The sequence below is a fragment of the Variovorax jilinensis genome (assembly GCF_030316885.1).
Taxonomy (GTDB): Bacteria; Pseudomonadota; Gammaproteobacteria; order Burkholderiales; family Burkholderiaceae_C; genus Variovorax; species Variovorax jilinensis.
The window spans coordinates 58298-73785 of record NZ_JASZYQ010000005.1 but is presented as its reverse complement, the minus strand read 5'-3'; the positions used below and the strand labels follow the sequence as shown (position 1 = coordinate 73785).

Annotated in this window: 17 protein-coding genes; 10 read left to right on the top strand and 7 right to left on the bottom strand. The window is 69.0% G+C overall.

The genetic code is table 11. The features are described 5' to 3' along the window. Window positions 1-18 precede the first annotated feature (18 nt). A complete protein-coding gene (nhaR, locus tag QTH87_RS18595; protein ID WP_286611344.1) occupies window positions 19-930 on the bottom strand; it encodes a transcriptional activator NhaR in 912 nt (303 codons plus the stop codon). 125 nt (window positions 931-1055) lie between these two features. On the opposite strand from nhaR, the gene QTH87_RS18590 reads away from it, so the two are divergent. Both QTH87_RS18590 and QTH87_RS18585 read left to right on the top strand, forming a co-directional pair. Beyond that, a complete protein-coding gene (locus QTH87_RS18590; protein ID WP_286611342.1) occupies window positions 1056-1751 on the top strand; it encodes a Bax inhibitor-1 family protein in 696 nt (231 codons plus the stop codon). Window positions 1752-1756: 5 nt separating this feature from the next. Further along, window positions 1757-2791 (top strand): DUF533 domain-containing protein, encoded by a 1035-nt coding sequence (locus QTH87_RS18585; protein ID WP_286611341.1) that lies wholly within the window; start codon window positions 1757-1759, stop codon window positions 2789-2791. Window positions 2792-2816: 25 nt separating this feature from the next. Here QTH87_RS18585 and QTH87_RS18580 read toward each other — a convergent pair whose 3' ends face one another. Next, window positions 2817-3071 (bottom strand): hypothetical protein, encoded by a 255-nt coding sequence (locus QTH87_RS18580; protein ID WP_286611338.1) that lies wholly within the window; start codon window positions 3069-3071, stop codon window positions 2817-2819. 163 nt (window positions 3072-3234) lie between these two features. On the opposite strand from QTH87_RS18580, the gene QTH87_RS18575 reads away from it, so the two are divergent. The 3 genes from QTH87_RS18575 (at window position 3235) to QTH87_RS18565 (ending at window position 5174) form a co-directional block, all read left to right on the top strand. Then, the gene (locus QTH87_RS18575) at window positions 3235-3807 is read left to right on the top strand and encodes a DUF3455 domain-containing protein (protein ID WP_286611336.1); all 573 of its coding nucleotides are present in this window, start codon (window positions 3235-3237) and stop codon (window positions 3805-3807) included. Between the two features lie 66 nt (window positions 3808-3873). Then, a complete protein-coding gene (locus QTH87_RS18570) occupies window positions 3874-4440 on the top strand; it encodes a sigma-70 family RNA polymerase sigma factor (protein WP_286611334.1) in 567 nt (188 codons plus the stop codon). Continuing rightward, window positions 4437-5174 carry an anti-sigma factor gene (locus QTH87_RS18565; RefSeq protein WP_286611332.1) on the top strand — a complete coding sequence of 246 codons (738 nt, stop codon included), beginning with the start codon at window positions 4437-4439 and terminating at the stop codon, window positions 5172-5174. The genes QTH87_RS18570 and QTH87_RS18565 overlap by 4 nt, the downstream gene beginning before the upstream one ends. A 30-nt stretch (window positions 5175-5204) precedes the next feature. On the opposite strand, the gene QTH87_RS18560 is transcribed toward QTH87_RS18565, so the two are convergent. Beyond that, complete coding sequence (locus tag QTH87_RS18560) at window positions 5205-5513, bottom strand: UBP-type zinc finger domain-containing protein (protein ID WP_286611330.1); 309 nt, start codon at window positions 5511-5513, stop codon at window positions 5205-5207. A 42-nt stretch (window positions 5514-5555) separates the two neighbouring features. On the opposite strand from QTH87_RS18560, the gene QTH87_RS18555 reads away from it, so the two are divergent. Further along, window positions 5556-7115: an XdhC family protein gene (locus QTH87_RS18555; protein WP_286611329.1), complete on the top strand. Its 1560-nt coding sequence runs from the start codon at window positions 5556-5558 to the stop codon at window positions 7113-7115. Here QTH87_RS18555 and QTH87_RS18550 read toward each other — a convergent pair. Both QTH87_RS18550 and QTH87_RS18545 read right to left on the bottom strand, forming a co-directional pair. Then, the gene (locus QTH87_RS18550) at window positions 7112-7915 is read right to left on the bottom strand and encodes a DUF899 domain-containing protein (protein WP_444812812.1); all 804 of its coding nucleotides are present in this window, start codon (window positions 7913-7915) and stop codon (window positions 7112-7114) included. The two genes, QTH87_RS18555 and QTH87_RS18550, sit on opposite strands and share 4 nt — an antisense overlap. Window positions 7916-8051: 136 nt before the next feature. Continuing rightward, the gene (locus QTH87_RS18545) at window positions 8052-8429 is read right to left on the bottom strand and encodes a hypothetical protein (RefSeq protein ID WP_286611328.1); all 378 of its coding nucleotides are present in this window, start codon (window positions 8427-8429) and stop codon (window positions 8052-8054) included. 137 nt (window positions 8430-8566) lie between these two features. Here QTH87_RS18545 and QTH87_RS18540 point away from each other — a divergent pair, with 137 nt between their 5' ends. Both QTH87_RS18540 and QTH87_RS18535 read left to right on the top strand, forming a co-directional pair. Beyond that, the gene (locus tag QTH87_RS18540; RefSeq protein WP_286611326.1) at window positions 8567-8896 is read left to right on the top strand and encodes a cupin domain-containing protein; all 330 of its coding nucleotides are present in this window, start codon (window positions 8567-8569) and stop codon (window positions 8894-8896) included. A gap of 67 nt (window positions 8897-8963) precedes the next feature. After that, on the top strand, window positions 8964-9431 hold the full coding sequence (locus tag QTH87_RS18535; protein WP_286611324.1) for an ASCH domain-containing protein: 468 nt from the start codon (window positions 8964-8966) through the stop codon (window positions 9429-9431). Here the strand turns inward: QTH87_RS18535 and QTH87_RS18530 are convergent. Then, the gene (locus tag QTH87_RS18530; protein WP_286611322.1) at window positions 9413-10276 is read right to left on the bottom strand and encodes an SDR family NAD(P)-dependent oxidoreductase; all 864 of its coding nucleotides are present in this window, start codon (window positions 10274-10276) and stop codon (window positions 9413-9415) included. The genes QTH87_RS18535 and QTH87_RS18530 overlap by 19 nt on opposite strands. Before the next feature lie 152 nt (window positions 10277-10428). On the opposite strand from QTH87_RS18530, the gene zwf reads away from it, so the two are divergent. Beyond that, the gene (gene zwf / locus QTH87_RS18525) at window positions 10429-11895 is read left to right on the top strand and encodes a glucose-6-phosphate dehydrogenase (protein WP_286611321.1); all 1467 of its coding nucleotides are present in this window, start codon (window positions 10429-10431) and stop codon (window positions 11893-11895) included. A gap of 4 nt (window positions 11896-11899) precedes the next feature. Here zwf and QTH87_RS18520 read toward each other — a convergent pair whose 3' ends face one another. Further along, complete coding sequence (locus QTH87_RS18520; protein WP_286611319.1) at window positions 11900-13066, bottom strand: PepSY-associated TM helix domain-containing protein; 1167 nt, start codon at window positions 13064-13066, stop codon at window positions 11900-11902. Window positions 13067-13243: 177 nt separating this feature from the next. On the opposite strand from QTH87_RS18520, the gene QTH87_RS18515 reads away from it, so the two are divergent. After that, window positions 13244-15445 (top strand): TonB-dependent siderophore receptor, encoded by a 2202-nt coding sequence (locus tag QTH87_RS18515; RefSeq protein ID WP_286611317.1) that lies wholly within the window; start codon window positions 13244-13246, stop codon window positions 15443-15445. The last annotated feature ends 43 nt before the right edge of the window (window positions 15446-15488 follow it).

Genomic DNA, 15488 nt, shown 5'->3' with positions numbered 1-15488 from the left:
TCCTCGTGGGCCGCGCGATTATCCGGAAACGGCCCGCGCGCCATGGAAGCGCCCCCGCGCGGCGCGCGTGATCGCGACCACGCACGGGTGCGTGATGCGGCGTTCGACCGAGATCGCGAAGAACTCCTCGATCAGCTCGGCGGCGCGGCCGATGACCTCGACGCCGTACTGGGCGCAGGTCTCGTCCTCGAGCACCGTGGGCGTCATGAAGACGCCGCGGCCTTCGCCGCCGAAGGCCTTGAGCAGGGCGGCGTCGTCGAATTCGCCGATGGCCCGCGGCCGCAGCCGGTGCTCGGCCAGCCAGAGGTCGAGCCGCTGCCGCGCGGCCGAACTGGCGCCCTGGATCAGCATCGGGGCGCGGTCCAGGCACTGCGGGAAATCGCCCTTCAGGCTGCTTCTCAGCGCCGGCGTGGCGAAGAAGCTCATCGCGGTGGTGCCCAGCGTGTGGTTGAAGGCCTTGACGCCCATCTGCCTGCCCATCGCCTCGTCGGCGATCACGAGATCGATTCGCTGCACCGAGAGCTGGCCCAGCAGGTCGCGGAAGTTGCCCTCGTGGCAGATCAGGCGCACCGGCTCGTCGATCGCGAGGGCGGGCTCGATCAGCCGGTAGGCGATCGACTTCGGCACCGCGTCCGCGATCCCGACCCGGAAGTCGAGGGCGCGCGCGCCCTCGCCCCGGCTGCCGAGCGCGGCCTCCAGTTCGGAGCCGAGCGCGAAGATCTGGTCGGCGTACGTGAGCGCCGTGCGGCCCTCCGGCGTGAGTTCGAGTCCGCGGCCGCGCTTCTGGAACAGCGCGCAGCCCAGGTTTTCCTCGAGCAGCTTGATCTGGCCCGAAAGCGTCTGCGGCGTGATGTGCAGCTGCTCGCTGGCCCGCACGATGCCGCCGGCCTTGGCCGCGGCCCAGAAGTAATGCAGGTGCTTGAAGTTCATGCGGACGCCATCCTACGGAAAACGCGAAATGATGATGTCGAAAATTCGACTTTTCTCGAAGGCTATCGCCACCTACAGTAGCTTCCACGCGCGCGTTTCGTGCGCTTTTCCAAGAAGGATTCCTCATGAACGACAACACCCAGGTCCTGGGCTCCCCGTACGCCGGCTCGCCGGTCGCCGCGCAGCGCAACCAGGTGCTGCGCAATACCTACTGGCTGCTCGCCCTGTCGATGGTGCCGACCGTGCTCGGCGCCTGGATCGGCATGGCCAGCGGCATCGCCACCCTGCTTTCCCCGGGCATTTCGATGGTGGTCTTCCTGGCCGGCGCCTTCGGCTTCATGTTCGCGATCGAGAAGACCAAGAACTCGGCCGCCGGCGTGCCGGTGCTGCTGGGCTTCACCTTCTTCATGGGCCTGATGCTGTCACGCATGCTCGGCGTGGTGCTGGGCATGCAGAACGGCGCCAGCCTCGTGATGACTGCCTTCGCAGGCACCGGCGCCGTGTTCCTCGGCATGGCCAGCCTGTCGTCGGTGATCAAGCGCGACCTCTCGGCCATGGGCAAGTGGCTCTTCATCGGCGCCATCCTGCTGCTGGTGGCCGGCATCGCCAACTTCTTCATCCAGTCCAGCGCGCTGACGATCACGCTCGCGGTGCTCGCGATCGGCATCTTCTCGGCCTTCATCCTGCACGACCTCAAGCGCGTGAAGGACGGCCACGAGACCAACTACATCACGGCCACGCTCGGCGTCTACCTGAGCCTGTACAACGTGTTCCAGTCGCTGCTGCTGCTGCTCGGCATCGGCGGTGGCCGCGAGGAATGAGCGCCATGGATGCAACGGAATCGCGCGCCGTCGTCACGCTGAGCCTGATGGCAGCGTTCGTCGACGGCGACAAGCACGAACGCGAACGCGAGGAGATCCGCCGCATCGCCGAGGGCTTCTCCGAAGCCTCCGGCCTGCACCTGCCGACGCTCTACCAGGACGTGCTCATGAAGCGCGCCTCGATGGGCGAGGTCGCGGCGCAGCTGCAGAGCCGCGACACGAGGCAGCTGGCCTACGAAATGGCCGTCTGCGTATGCGATGCCGACGGCGCGCAGTCCCAGTTGGAGCGCGGCTTCCTGACCGAGCTGCGCGATGCGCTCGGGCTGGATGCCGCAGCGGCCGAGCGCTTCAGCGAACAGGCGCAGGCGATGGCTTCGGCACCGCTCGCCGCGGGCGCTGCGGCGGGCCCGGCGGCAGCCGGCGGCACGACCCTGCCTGCCACGACGGCCGCGACGACGGCCACGACGGCGACGGCGACGGCGACGGCAGCGGCAGCCACAGCCGGCGCCGCAGCCGCCACGCCCGACACGGCCGAGCTCGACCAGGCCATCCTCAACGCCTCGATCCTCAACGGCGCGCTCGAGCTGCTGCCCGAGACGCTGTCGACCATGGCGATCATTCCGCTGCAGATGAAGCTGGTCTATCGCATCGGGAAGTCCTATGGCTTCGAGCTCGACAGCGGCCACGTCAAGGATTTCATCGCCACCGTGGGCGTCGGCCTGACCTCGCAATACCTCGAGCAGGCGGGCCGCAAGCTGCTGGGCGGGCTGCTCGGCAAGGTCGGCGGCGGGCTGCTGGGCGGGCTGGGCAAGCAGGCCGTCAGCTCCGGCATGAGCTTCGCGACCACCTACGCGCTCGGCCACGTCGCCAAGCGCTACTACGCGGGCGGACGCCAGCTCACGACGCAGATGCTCAAGGACGCCTACGCCGGCGTCGTGCGGGAAGGCCAGGGGCTGCAGACGCGCTACCTGCCCGCGATGCAGGAAAAGGCCCGCACGCTCGACGTGGGGCAGGTGATGTCGATGGTGCGCGGGCGCTGAGCGCGCGCCGCCCAAGTCGGCGCTGTCAGCCCTGTACAGGGCTGCCCTTGGCGCCCCAGAACTTCCACCAGGGCCGGGCCGGCGCCGGCGCCTCGGGCGGCAGCTGCTGCAGCTGGCTGGTGCGCAGGCGACGCCGGCATTCGACTTCGAGCGCATGGGCGACCCCGAAGGCTTCCCGGTCGCCGCGCCCGGCCTGCGCGCGCCAGCTCACGGCCAGGCGCACGAGCTCGTCGTCGTCGATGTGGGCGAGCTGTTCGGGGGTCGGGACGCTGGAATTCATGTCAGGTGATTATGGGGAAGTTCCAAAGCGCCCCGGGACGCGCCTGTCGGTTCGATGCAACGCCGAAATCTTTTTGCGCCGGCTGCATCCGAACGGCGCCCTGGCGGGTAGTACCTGCAGCAGCAAGCCGCTGCCAGTGTCCCAACCCTCCAAGGAGCCTTCCATGCATCGATCCATTCCACGCCGTGGCGTCACCCTCGCCTCTCTGCTCGCAGCGACCGCCCTGCTTTCCGCCTGCGGCTCGACGCCGATGACCGGTGGCGGTATGCCCTTCTCGCAGGCTGCACTGCCGCCGCCGGTCCAGGTGCCGGCCGGCCACAGGGTGGCCATGGAAACCGTCGGCGTCGGCGAGATCACCTACGAATGCCGCGACAAGGCCAGCATGTCGGGCGAGGTCGAATGGGTGTTCGTCGGCCCCAAGGCGGTGCTCAACGACCGCAGCGGCAAGGCGGTCGGCAAGTACTACGGCCCGCCCGCGACCTGGGAAGCCAACGACGGCTCCAAGCTCACGGCGACGCAGGTGGCGGTCGCGCCTTCCAGCCCGACCAGCCTGCCCTACCAGCTCGTCAAGGCCAACCCGGCGATGGGCAGCGGCGCGATGAACGGCGTCACGTACATCCAGCGCGTGGCGCTGCGCGGCGGCGTCGCGCCCACCAGCGCCTGCACACCGGCGACCAAGGGCCGGCAGGAGACCGTGCGCTACCAGGCCGACTACATCTTCTGGAAAGCGGCCTGACGGTTTCGGGGGGCGAGGCGCGGTGGACTACCATTCCCGCTCCACCGCCCGCCCCCGAGCCCCTTCTTGCCCGACTCCGACGAGCCTTTCGACCATGAAGCCGCGCTGCGCGCCTGCGCACGCGGCGAGCGCGAGGCGTTGGCGAGCATCTATCGGCACGAGAGCCGCTACCTGCTCGGCGTCGCGTTGCGCATCGTGCGCCAGCGCCAGTCGGCCGAGGACGTGCTGCACGACGCCTTCGTGAGCATCTGGCAGCGGGCGCGTTCCTTCGACGCCACGCGCGGCGCGGCACGGGGCTGGATCTACAGCGTGGTGCGCCATGCGGCGCTCAACTGGGTGCGCGACCATGCGCGCGAGCTATCGGTCGACGAGGAGTCCCATGCGGCGCTGGAAGACGACCTGGCCCTGGCCCGTCATGCGGCCACGATCGAGCCGGTGCAGCTGCAGGCCGACATGGGCCGGCTCGACCGCTGCCTCGACCAGCTCGAGGCCGAGCGGCGCGAATGCATCGTGCTCGCCTACCTGGACGGCTGCTCGCATGCCGAGATCGCGGCCCGCATGCGCAAGCCCCTGGGCACCGTCAAGTCGTGGATCCAGCGCAGCATGCGCTCGTTGCGCGAATGCATGACATGAACGCGCCTACCCCACCCATGGACGACGACGACCTCCAGGCGCTGGCGGGCGAGTACGTGCTGGGCACGCTCCCGTCCGCGTCGCGGCGCGAGGTCGAGGCGCGCATGACGAGCGAGCCGGCGCTGCGCGCCGCGGTGCAGGCCTGGGAAGAGCGCCTGCATCCGCTGGTGGCGCTTGCCGAGCCCGTGGAGCCCTCGGCCGGGCTCTGGGAGCGCATCGATGCGAGCCTGGCACCACGCACCGCAGCCGCTGTAGCGCCGTCAGCCGTTTCGGGCGCGACCCGGCCTGGCTGGTGGCACAGCCTGGCGCTCTGGCGCGGGCTGGCAGGCGCCGGGTTCGCGGCGGCCGCGCTGCTCGCGGCGGTGCTGGTCACGCGCCTGCCCGATGCGGCGGGGCCGACCTTCATGGTGGTGCTGGTGGCGCCGCAGGACAAGGCTCCCGGCTGGGTGATCCAGACCGGCGGCGCGCGCGAGCTGAGCCTGATCCCGCTCGGCCGCATCACGGTGCCAGCCGACAAGGCGCTGCAGTTCTGGACCAAGGCCGATGGCTGGCAGGGACCGCGTTCGCTGGGGCTGGTCACGCCCGGACAGACGCTGCGCGTGCCGCTCGACCGGTTGCCGCCGCTCGAGGCGAACCAGCTGTTCGAACTCACGCTCGAGCCCGCGGCGGGCTCCCCGATCGACCGGCCGACCGGTCCGATCCAGTACATCGGGCGCGCGGTGCCGGTGCTCTAGGAGCCGCCGCCGTTTCCTCCGGGAGCGCGCTCAGACGTAGCGCGGAATGGGACCGACCTGCGGCGTGGTGTCGTCGCCGAGGTCCAGCATGACCTTGTCGACGTAGCACCAGCCCCAGCCCTCGGGCGGGTCGTAGCCTTCGATGACCGGGTGCGAGGTGGCATGGAAATGCGCGGTCGCGTGGCGGTGGGGCGAATCGTCGCAGCAGCCCACGTGGCCGCAGGTCCGGCACAGCCGGAGGTGCACCCAGCGGCTGCCGGTCTTGAGGCACTCCTCGCAGCCCTTGGCGCTGGGCACTACGGCGCGGATGGATCCGGTGTGGGTGCATTGCTTGGTCATCGGCGTAGAGTCTAGGCCACCCTCTCGTCCACGGGAACCCGCATGACGCAAGCACGACCCGACTCCGCGGCCCTCGCGCCGAGCGCGATCCTGCAGCAGGCGCTCGCCTGGCAGCCACAGGATGCCCGCACCGCGGTTGCCCTGGCCACGGTGGTGAGCGTCTGGCCGATGGCGCCGATGCGGGCGGGCAGCCAGATGGCGGTGCACGCGGACGGCCGGCGCTGCGGCACGCTCTTCGATGCGTCGATCGATGCCCGCATCGCGCAGGCGGCGCTGGCCGCGATGGCGCGTGGCGAGGCCGACACCCTGCAGATCGCGATCGACGACGACACCGCATCGGCCGCCGGGCTCGCCTGCGGCGGTGCGATGGTGCTGCGACTCGAAGGCATCGCGCCGCCCGCTGCAGGAAGCGCCGACACCCTGCGCGAGGCGCTCGCCGCCATCGAGGACCGCCGCAGCGTGGTGCTGTGCACCCGGCTTGCGGACGGGCAGCGCGTGCTGCTCCCGGCCGGGAGCACCTCCGTCGCGCATGCCTGGGCCGCCGAGGCGCGCCGCCGGGCCCGCGCCGACGACACGGGCATCGCGACCGTGGCGGACGAGGAAGTCCTGTTCCAGGTCTTCAACGCACCCTTGAGGCTGTTCGTGGTGGGCGCCGTGCGGCTCGCGCAGGCGCTGCTGGATGCAGCGCGGCTGCCCGGCTTCGCCGTGACTGTCATCGATCCGCGCAGCGAGCGCATGCAGGCCATGAGCCTGCCCGATGCGACGCCGGTCGTCGATGACCCCGCGCGGGCGTTGCGCGCTGCCCGGCTCGACGAGCGCAGCGCGGTCGTGTGTCTTTCGCATGCGGCCGAGATCGACGATCCCGCGCTGATCGAGGCGCTCGGCAGCGGCGCCTTCTACATCGGCGCGCTCGGCAGCAGGCGGACCCACGCGGCGCGTCTCTCGCGGCTGGCCGAACGGGGCCTTCCGGCGGAGCGCACGGCGCGCATCCACGGCCCTGCCGGCCTGCACATCGGAGCGCTCGGGCCGGCCGAGATCGCGGCCTCGATCGTCGCGGAGATGATCGGGGCGCTGCGCCAGGGGGAGGCGCCAGCGACATCGGAAGCAACGGCGACGGCAACCGCACCGATCACCGATGCCAACCCCACGGTCGACGAGATGGAGGCGCGCGTGGCGCGCTTCCGTTCGCTGCGCCCCACCGACGACTACGTCGATGCCGGCATTCCGGGCTGCGAGCGCACCACCTACCGCGTGCTGGGCACGCCGCCGGCGGCGCCGCTCGCGGCCGAAGGCTTTCACCTCAACATCGTGTACTGCGAGCCCGGTCGCTCGGCGCCGCTGCACAACCACCTGACGCAGGAAGTCTTCGTGGCGCTGTCGGGCCAGTGGGAAGTCTTCTGGGGCCCGGCCGGCGAGCGAAGCGTGCGGCTCGAGGCCTGGGACACGATCGCGATCCCGGCCGGCGTCTTGCGCGGCTTCCGCAACGTGGGCACGCAGGCGGCGCACCTGATGGGAATGGCCAGCGGGCAGCATCCGGGCAACATCAACTGGCCGCAGCAGGTGCGTGCGGCCGCGGCACTGGCCGGCGTGAAACTGCCTTAGCGACCGGCCTGCTCGTTGCGGAACGCCGCCTCGCCGACGTCCGACACCTCGACCCATCTCCTGTCGGGCGTCGCTTCCGCCCCGTAGTTGTCGTGCCAGTTCCACCACTTGTAGGTCGGTGTCTGCGGGTAGCCCTCGGGCGAGTCTTCCCAGACCTCCTGCCGGCCCAGCGGCGTGATGTCGAGGTAGTTCCAGGTGTTGCCCATCTGTTCGTCGCCCCGGTTGTCGAGAAAGTAGGTGCGGAAGACTCGATCGGCGTCATCGCGATAGAAGACGTTCGTGCCATGCCACTCGTGCACGCCGAAATCGGCATCGAAGCCGTCGACCAGCGTGAACCACGGAATGTCCCAGCCCATGCGCGCCTGGAGCCGCGCGATGTCGGCCTGCGGCGCGCGCGAGACGAACACGAGCGTGGTGTCGCGCGCGTTGAGATGCGCGACATGCGCGACCTGGTCGGCCACCATCGAGCAGCCGCGGCAGGCGTGCTCGGGCCAGCCGAACACACCCGGCTCGAAGAAGGCGCGGTAGACGATCAACTGATGCCGGCCTTCGAAGAGATCGAGCAGGCTGGCCCTCCCGGCCGGCCCGTCGAAGGCGTAGCGCTTCTCGACCGCCATCCAGGGCATGCGCCGTCGCTCGGCGGCCAGTGCGTCGCGGGCGCGGGTCTGGGCCTTCTCCTTCACAAGCAACTGCTCGCGCGCGGCCTGCCAAGCCTGCGCCGACACGATCGGCGGGGTTCGCATGGCAGCGCCAGCGCCCTTGTCCGTGCCATCCGCGTTCGATGTGCTCGATGTGCTCATGGTGTCATCTCCTGGGCTGGTGGCCGGCAACCAACGGCTGGCCGTGGAAGCCAGTCTGGCACCGACGGACGCCCGCCGGGAGTAACAAAGGTGGCGGCATTTGCCGGCCACCCGGCGAGATTCGCGGAGCCTGCCCCTAGTTGACCTTCGTCATCTTGAACGGCCGCGTCATGAAGGTGCCTTCGAGCGTGTTGGCATCGGTGGGCTTGAGGCGCATCGTGTTGTCCTGGCATCCCGCCAGCGCGGTGGAACGCGCCACCTTGAAGACCAGTTCCTCTGCCGTGGCGCGCTGCACCTCGATCGGATAGGCGCGGCCCGCACAAGGGTCGTTGCGCTGGGCCACGTTCAGGTCCCAGGTGCCGGCGCTGCCCGCCACGGTGACCGTGCCGTCCCGATCGGTGCCGCGTTCGGTCTTGAAGGCGACCTGCCACTTGCCGTCCCAGGGATTGGCCGTCTGCGCGTGGGCCGACAGAGGCACGCAAAGGCAAAGGGCCAGGTACGCAGCAGCTTTCATGGGGCCTCCCGAAGGTGATCCCCGATTCTGGAAAGCGCACCGGGACGCCGCAATAGGCCGTTCGACCGAGCAGGGCACGCGTTGCCAAGCCGGCGGCGAAGGCTGACACTGAACATCCACGACAGCGAGGCGCTCCCATGGCAATTCCCCACGCGTCCCCCGGCCACGCTTTCGACGTGCGCCCCCTGGGACATCGGCTGGCCGACGGCAAGACCTCGGCGCTGTTCAAGTCGGTCGACCTCGAGGTCATGCGACTTGTCTTGCAGGCGGGGAAGTCGATGCCTCCGCACAAGGTGGCCGGCGAGCTCACCATCCAGTGCCTCGAAGGCAGCCTGGAGCTGGTTCTCGATGAAGGCCCGGTGCGGCTGGGGGCGGGCGAACTGCTGTTCCTCACCGCGAACGCCATGCACGGCGTCAAGGCCGTGACCAACGCCAGCGCGCTGATCACCCTGGTCCTCAAGCCCTAGGGCCCGCGGCACCAAGGGGGGTCCCGATCGGCACGGTCACCCGACAGGGAAGCCAAGGAGCAGAGGCATGACACCCGACGTGACTGCCTTCTGGGACGCATTCCTCAGGGAGGTCGGCGACGACCGCTCGGACCGGTTCTTCGAAGCCTTCCACTTCGATGACAACCCGGCCGACGCCGATGCGCTGGCGGCGCTGGTGCTGGCCGGCACCAAGCGCGCCACCGCAAGCCTCGTCTGGTCCTTCGAAGCGCGCGGCGTCGCGGCGCCCGCGCCCGGCGCCCTGAGCATCGTGACCTGGTGGGACGGCCGGCCCGCCTGCGTGATCGAGACGCTGGCGATCGAGGTGCTCGCCTTCGAGCAGGTCGGCGCGGAATTCGCGGCCGCCGAGGGCGAAGGCGATGGTTCGCTCGCGTACTGGCGTCGCGTCCACCAGAACTACTTCGGCCGCGAGTGCGCGCGCCTGGGCCGGCAGGCCACCCCGCGCATGCCGGTGCTCTGCGAGCGCTTCCGCGTGGTCTACCGCGCCGCCGCCTGAGCGGCCATCGACGCCTCGACCCGCCGGCGGATCGCCTCGCCCATGCCCGGCGTCTCAGGGTCCCAGCTGTGGCGCGGTCCGACCAGCATGCCGCCATCGACCAGCAGGTGGGTGCCCGTGACGAAGGCCGCGTCGTCGCTGGCCAGGTAGCTCACGGCGCCCGCGATGTCCTCGGCCGTGCCGGCGCGCGCCACCGGCTGGGCCTTGGCGGCCATGGCAGCGACCATTTCGTCGACGCTGGCCTTCAGCGCCTGCGGAACGTCGAACGAGGCCGAGAAGATGCCGGTCCGGATGAGGCCCGGGCAGACCGCGTTGACCCGGATCCTGTGTCGCGCGAGGTCGGCGGCGGCCGTCTTCGACAACTGCAGCACGCCGGCCTTGGCCACCGAATAGGCGGTCGGCGCCATGCCGGTGGACAGTGCCGCCACGCTCGCGGTGTTGACGATGGCGCCGCCGCCACGCGCGATCATGTGCGGCACCGCATGGCGGATGCCCATGGCGACCGAGCGCAACAGCAGGTTCATCGTGCGGTCCCAGGCCTCGGCATCGATCTCGTCGATGCGCGCCCGAGCACCACCGGCGCCGGCATTGTTGAAGAGCACGTCGATGCCGCCCGAGCGCTCGGCCGCGAAGTCCATCAGCGCGCGGATCTGGTCGACCTCGCAGACGTCGGTGCGCTGGAAGACGATGCGTCCGCCCGACTGCGCCGCCAGCGCCTCGCCGCCCACGGCATCGATGTCGGCAGCGACCACCTGCGCGCCCTCGGCCGCGAATCGCAAGGCGCTCGCCCGGCCGATGCCCGAGGCTGCGCCCGTCACGACCACCGTCTTGCCTTCGAATCTCATGCTGTCTCCTTCTCCTGCCTGGTTGGCTTCTGCGGCCAGGGATGATGCGCGCGCCGCGCGGCGCTGGCAAACCCGCGCAAACCCCGCCCGGCACGGCCACCTGGCATCAAAATCGCTTGCCCTCCCGAAAGACAACAGCAAAGGTGGCAGGCATGGCGAAGATCCCTCCGGGCGTCGGCCCGCGTTTCCCGCAGGTGGTCATGCTGGTGGGCGCCACCGGCGACCTGGCGCGGCGCAAGCTGCTGCCGGGGCTGTTCCACCTCTGCAGCGCGGGCTTCATCCCGGGTTGCCGGATCATCGGGGTCTCGCTCGACGAACTCGATGCCGAGGGCTTCCGCGCCGCGGCCCGCAGCGCGCTCGACGAGTTCGGCAGCCGCAAGGTGCGGCCGGCCGACTGGGATGCGTTTGCCGCCATGCTCGACTACGTGCCGCTGTCGGGCGGCGCGCAGGCGCTCAAGGACGCGGTCGAGCGTGCCGAAGCTTCCCTGGGTGCGGTCGAGTGCCGGCGCCTGCACTACCTCAGCGTGCCGCCGAGCGCGGCCCTGTCTGTGGTGCGCATGCTGGGTGCGGCCGACCTGGTCGAGCGCTCGCACATCGTGATGGAGAAGCCCTTCGGCACCGACCTCGCGAGCGCGGTGTTCCTCAACAGCCAGTTGCACGAGGTGTTCCGGGAAGAGCAGATCTTTCGCATCGACCACTTCCTCGGCAAGGAGCCGGCGCAGAACATCCTCGCGTTCCGCTTCGCCAACGGCCTGTTCGAGCCGATCTGGAACCGCAATTTCATCGACCACGTGCAGATCGACGTGCCCGAGACGCTGGGTCTCGGAAAGCGCGCGAGCTTCTACGAGCAGACCGGCGCGTACCGCGACATGGTGGTGACGCATCTGTTCCAGATCCTGGGCTTCATGGCGATGGAGCCGCCAACCGCGCTCGAGCCCGCACCGATCGGCGAGGAGAAGAACAAGGTCTTCCGCAGCATGCTGCCGATCGTGCCGGCCGACGTGGTCCGCGGCCAGTACAGCGGCTACCGGCAGGAGGAAGGGGTCGATCCGGACTCCGACACCGAGACCTTCGTCGCGCTGAAGTGCCACATCGACAACTGGCGCTGGGCCGGCGTGCCCTTCTTCCTGCGCACCGGCAAGCGGCTGGCCGAAGGCCAGCGCATCATCTCGATCGCCTTCCGGGAGCCGCCGAAGAGCATGTTCCCGCCGGGGTCCGGCGTCGGCGCGCAGGGGCCGGACCACCTGACCTTCGACCTTGCCGATGCGTCGAAGATGTCGCTGTCGTTCTACGGCAAGCGACCCGGCCCGGGCATGCGGCTGGACAAGCTGAGCCTCCAGTTCGCGATGCGCGACACCGGCATGGTGGGCGAGGTACTGGAAGCCTACGAGCGCCTCATCCTCGACGCGATGCGCGGTGACCGCACGCTCTTCACCACCGCCGAGGGCATCGAGCGGCTGTGGCAGGTGTCGACCCCGCTGCTCGAGGCGCCGCCACCGGTGCGGCTCTACGCGCCGGGCTCATGGGGACCGAAACCGATCCACCAGCTGATCGCGCCGCATGCCTGGCGATTGCCGTTCGAGCGCGCCTGGCGCGATCCGAACGCCGCAGGCAGCTGATCGTCTACTCCGGGACGATGGACGGCCGGCCGGAACTCACGGGCGGCAGGACCGCTGGAACCACGGGCGTCGGCACCGTTCGCCCTTTCCTGATCCAGAGGTAGAGCCCGCTGCCCAGCACGATGATGGTCGCGATGTCCAGCAGGGCCCAGAGGATCTGCATCGGCATGCCGCCGTAGTCGCCGAAGTGCAGCGGCTGCGACAGCAGCAACCCGGTGAGATACCACGGCAGGGCAGGTGCCGCGGTCAGCTCGTTGGTCTTGGCGTCGACCAGCACCGGTTGCAGCAGCCGCGAGGTCAATGGCTCGTTGCCGCGCAGGAAGACCGCGTTGTGATGCGGACTCGAGAAGGCCGTGCCCGGGAACGCGATGAACGACGGCTTCATGTGCGGCGCGTGCGCCAGGGCCACGTCAAGCGACTTCTGCACCGAGCCTCGCTCTGCGGCCGGCACCACCGGCTGGCCCTTGTAGGGCGCCATCAACACGGTCAGCTTGTCGTACTGCCAGTACTTGATCAGCAGATCGGCCCAGGTGTTGATCATGCCGGTGGCGCCGACCGTGAAGAGCCAGACCAGGGTCACGATGCCGAGCAGGTTGTGCAGGTCCAGCCACTTGACGCGCGGCCGGCGTTCGCGCCGCACGGTGCCGAACTCGAGCTTGCGCATGAAAGGCGCGTAGAGCACCACCCCCGAGACGATCGCGATCAGCAGCAAGAGGCCCATGAAGCCCAGGAACAGCTTGCCCGGCAGGCCCGCGAACAGGTCGACGTGCAGCTTGAACATCACGTACATGAAGCCCTCGTCGAACCTGGGCTGGCCGAGCACTTCGGCGGTCCGGGCATCGACGACCACCGACTTGAAGTCATCGGTGGGATCTGGCGTGGGCGTCAGCGTCACGAACCACATGGCGTCGTCGTCCTCGGCCTGGGAGACGAACTGCACGACCCGGTCGGGGTGCTTGGCGCGCGCCACCTCCAGCACGCGGTCCAGACTGGCGCGCGGCGTGTCGGCAGGCATCTTGGGCGCTTCGACCTCCGTGCCGAGCAGATGGCCGATCTCGTGATGAAAGATCAGCGGCAGGCCCGTGATGCACAGCAGCAGCATGAAGACCGTGCTGATCAGACTGGTCCATTTGTGCACCCAGGCCCAGGCCTGGATTCCACGACTCGTCACTTTGCGCCCCTCCGGCCTGAAAGATCGATCGCGCCTTGCGGTTGTTGCCACCGTGCAACAACCCAGCGCCATCAAATTACATATTGCGTATCATTCGCATTCTCATAAAGTTCTACTTTCCGGTCAATGCATGCCGTGGCAAGCCGGAAGGACGGAGCAACCCATACAGGAAAAGAAATGAACAAGAGGGTACTTAACAAGCCGTTCGGCCATCCGGAAGCACCGGGGCGCCTCCGCACGCTGACGCTGTGCATTGCCATCGCGATGCCGGCCCTGGCCCATGCACAGGCGCAGTCCGCCGGCACGCTGCCGGAGGTGAGGGTCACCGGCTCGACCGAGACCACCGAGGGCACCGGCTCCTACACCACCAACGGCCCGTCGAACACCGCCACGCCGCTGGGCCTGACGCTGCGCGAAACGCCCCAGTCCGTGACCGTGATCACGCAGCAGCGCATCGAGGACCAGAACCTCACGAACATCACCGAGGTGCTGAACAACACCACGGGCGTCTCGGTCAACCAGTACGAGACCAGCCGGGCGCAGTTCGTGTCGCGCGGCTTCGACATCAACACGATCATGATCGACGGCGTGCCGACCACCTGGCAGCAGCCGTGGAGCTCGGGCGAGATCTTCACCAGCACCGCCATGTACGACCGCATCGAAGTGGTGCGCGGCGCAACCGGCCTGACGACCGGCGCGGGCGATCCGTCGGCCGCCGTGAACCTGGTGCGCAAGCGCGCCAGCAGCAACGTGTTCACGGGCAGCGTCGAGCTGGAAGGCGGCAGCTGGAGCACCGGCCGAGCCATGATCGACCTGTCGACGCCGGTGAACGAGGCAAAGACCTTCCGCGCCCGCATCGTCGGCGAATACTCGGACGGCGACAGCTACATCCGCGGCCTGAGCAAGTCCAACGGCACGCTGTTCGCCACCTTCGAGGCCGACCTCACGCCCAACACGCTGCTGACCGCGGGCGCCGGCCGCCAACAGGTCGACTCCAAGGGCCCGATGTGGGGCGGCCTGCCGGTCTGGTATGCCGAGGGCTTCCGCACCAACTGGGACCGGTCCACCTCCACGGCCGCCGACTGGACCCGCTGGGACACCACCTACGACCAGTACTTCGCGTCGATCTCGCACCGCCTCGCCAACAACTGGAAGATCGGGGCCGCCTACAACTATGGCGAGCGCAAGGCCGATTCCCACCTGCTGTACCTCTCGGGCGCACCCACCTTCCTGACCGGCGAGGGCATGGGCGCCTTCGCCGCCTCGTACAAGGTAAAGACCACGCAGGACGACTTCGCGCTGACGGCCGCCGGCCCGATCGAGCTGGGCGGACGCACGCACGAACTGGCCTTCGGCTACAACAGCCAGACGCAGAAGTTCAACGCCGACAGCCGCGCGGCGCTGCCTTTCGCCGTCGGCATGGTGCCCAACTTCAACCTCTGGAACGGCGTCTACCCCGAGCCGATCTGGGGTCCGCTCACGCCGTACGGCAACAGCGAGACCAAGCAGGACGCGATCTACGGCGCCGCGCGCTTCAACATCACCGATCCGTTCAAGGTGATCATCGGCGCGCGCGTGACCGACTTCCGCCGCAGCGGCGAGGAGATGTACAGCAGCCCCGTCGACCAGAAGTACAACAGCGAAGTCACGCCGTACGTGGGCCTGCTGTACGACCTGACCAAGCAGCTGACCTGGTACGGCAGCTACACCGACATCTTCCAGCCGCAGATCCAGCAGGACATCAATCGCAACTACATCGATCCGATCAAGGGCGAGAGCCTCGAGACCGGTATCAAGGGGGCGTTCCTCGAGAACCAGCTCAACGCCTCGGCCGCGATCTTCCAGATCAAGCAGAAGAACCTGGCGGTCGCCACGACCCAGACCATCCCGGGCCTGGGCGGCCTGCCGCAGACCGTCTACCGGGCCTCGGACGGCGCCACCAGCGAAGGCTTCGAGCTGGAAGCGAACGGCGAGATCTCGCGCGGATGGAACATCAGCGCCGGCTACACCCAGTACCGCCTGAAGGACGCCGACGGCCGCGACGTCAACACCATCTATCCGCGCAAGCTGCTGAAGATCTTCACGACCTACCGCCTCGATGGCGCGCTCAGCGGCCTGACGATCGGCGGCGGCGTGAACTGGCAAGGCAGCACCTACACGGACGCGCTCAATCCGCTGGGCCTGGTCCAGCGCATCGACCAGGGTTCGTTCGCGCTGGTGTCGCTGATGGCGCGCTACGACTTCAACCCGCGCCTGTCGCTGCAGCTCAACGTCAACAACGTCACGGACGAGAAGTACTACGGCATGTTCGACGCCTACAGCCAGATCACGTACCTGGCGCCACGCAACGCGACGCTGACGATGCGCTACCGCTTCTGAGCGTGTCGATGGCTGGGCCGGCCGCTCGTGGCCGGGCGCCCCG

Coding starts and splice junctions, on each gene's coding strand:
- nhaR (WP_286611344.1), bottom strand. CDS start 930: ATGAACTTCAAGCACCTGCATTACTTCTGGGCCGCGGCCAAGGCCGGC.
- QTH87_RS18590 (WP_286611342.1), top strand. CDS start 1,056: ATGAACGACAACACCCAGGTCCTGGGCTCCCCGTACGCCGGCTCGCCG.
- QTH87_RS18585 (WP_286611341.1), top strand. CDS start 1,757: ATGGATGCAACGGAATCGCGCGCCGTCGTCACGCTGAGCCTGATGGCA.
- QTH87_RS18580 (WP_286611338.1), bottom strand. CDS start 3,071: ATGAATTCCAGCGTCCCGACCCCCGAACAGCTCGCCCACATCGACGAC.
- QTH87_RS18575 (WP_286611336.1), top strand. CDS start 3,235: ATGCATCGATCCATTCCACGCCGTGGCGTCACCCTCGCCTCTCTGCTC.
- QTH87_RS18565 (WP_286611332.1), top strand. CDS start 4,437: ATGAACGCGCCTACCCCACCCATGGACGACGACGACCTCCAGGCGCTG.
- QTH87_RS18560 (WP_286611330.1), bottom strand. CDS start 5,513: ATGACCAAGCAATGCACCCACACCGGATCCATCCGCGCCGTAGTGCCC.
- QTH87_RS18555 (WP_286611329.1), top strand. CDS start 5,556: ATGACGCAAGCACGACCCGACTCCGCGGCCCTCGCGCCGAGCGCGATC.
- QTH87_RS18550 (WP_444812812.1), bottom strand. CDS start 7,915: ATGAGCACATCGAGCACATCGAACGCGGATGGCACGGACAAGGGCGCT.
- QTH87_RS18545 (WP_286611328.1), bottom strand. CDS start 8,429: ATGAAAGCTGCTGCGTACCTGGCCCTTTGCCTTTGCGTGCCTCTGTCG.
- QTH87_RS18540 (WP_286611326.1), top strand. CDS start 8,567: ATGGCAATTCCCCACGCGTCCCCCGGCCACGCTTTCGACGTGCGCCCC.
- QTH87_RS18535 (WP_286611324.1), top strand. CDS start 8,964: ATGACACCCGACGTGACTGCCTTCTGGGACGCATTCCTCAGGGAGGTC.
- QTH87_RS18530 (WP_286611322.1), bottom strand. CDS start 10,276: ATGAGATTCGAAGGCAAGACGGTGGTCGTGACGGGCGCAGCCTCGGGC.
- zwf (WP_286611321.1), top strand. CDS start 10,429: ATGGCGAAGATCCCTCCGGGCGTCGGCCCGCGTTTCCCGCAGGTGGTC.
- QTH87_RS18515 (WP_286611317.1), top strand. CDS start 13,244: ATGAACAAGAGGGTACTTAACAAGCCGTTCGGCCATCCGGAAGCACCG.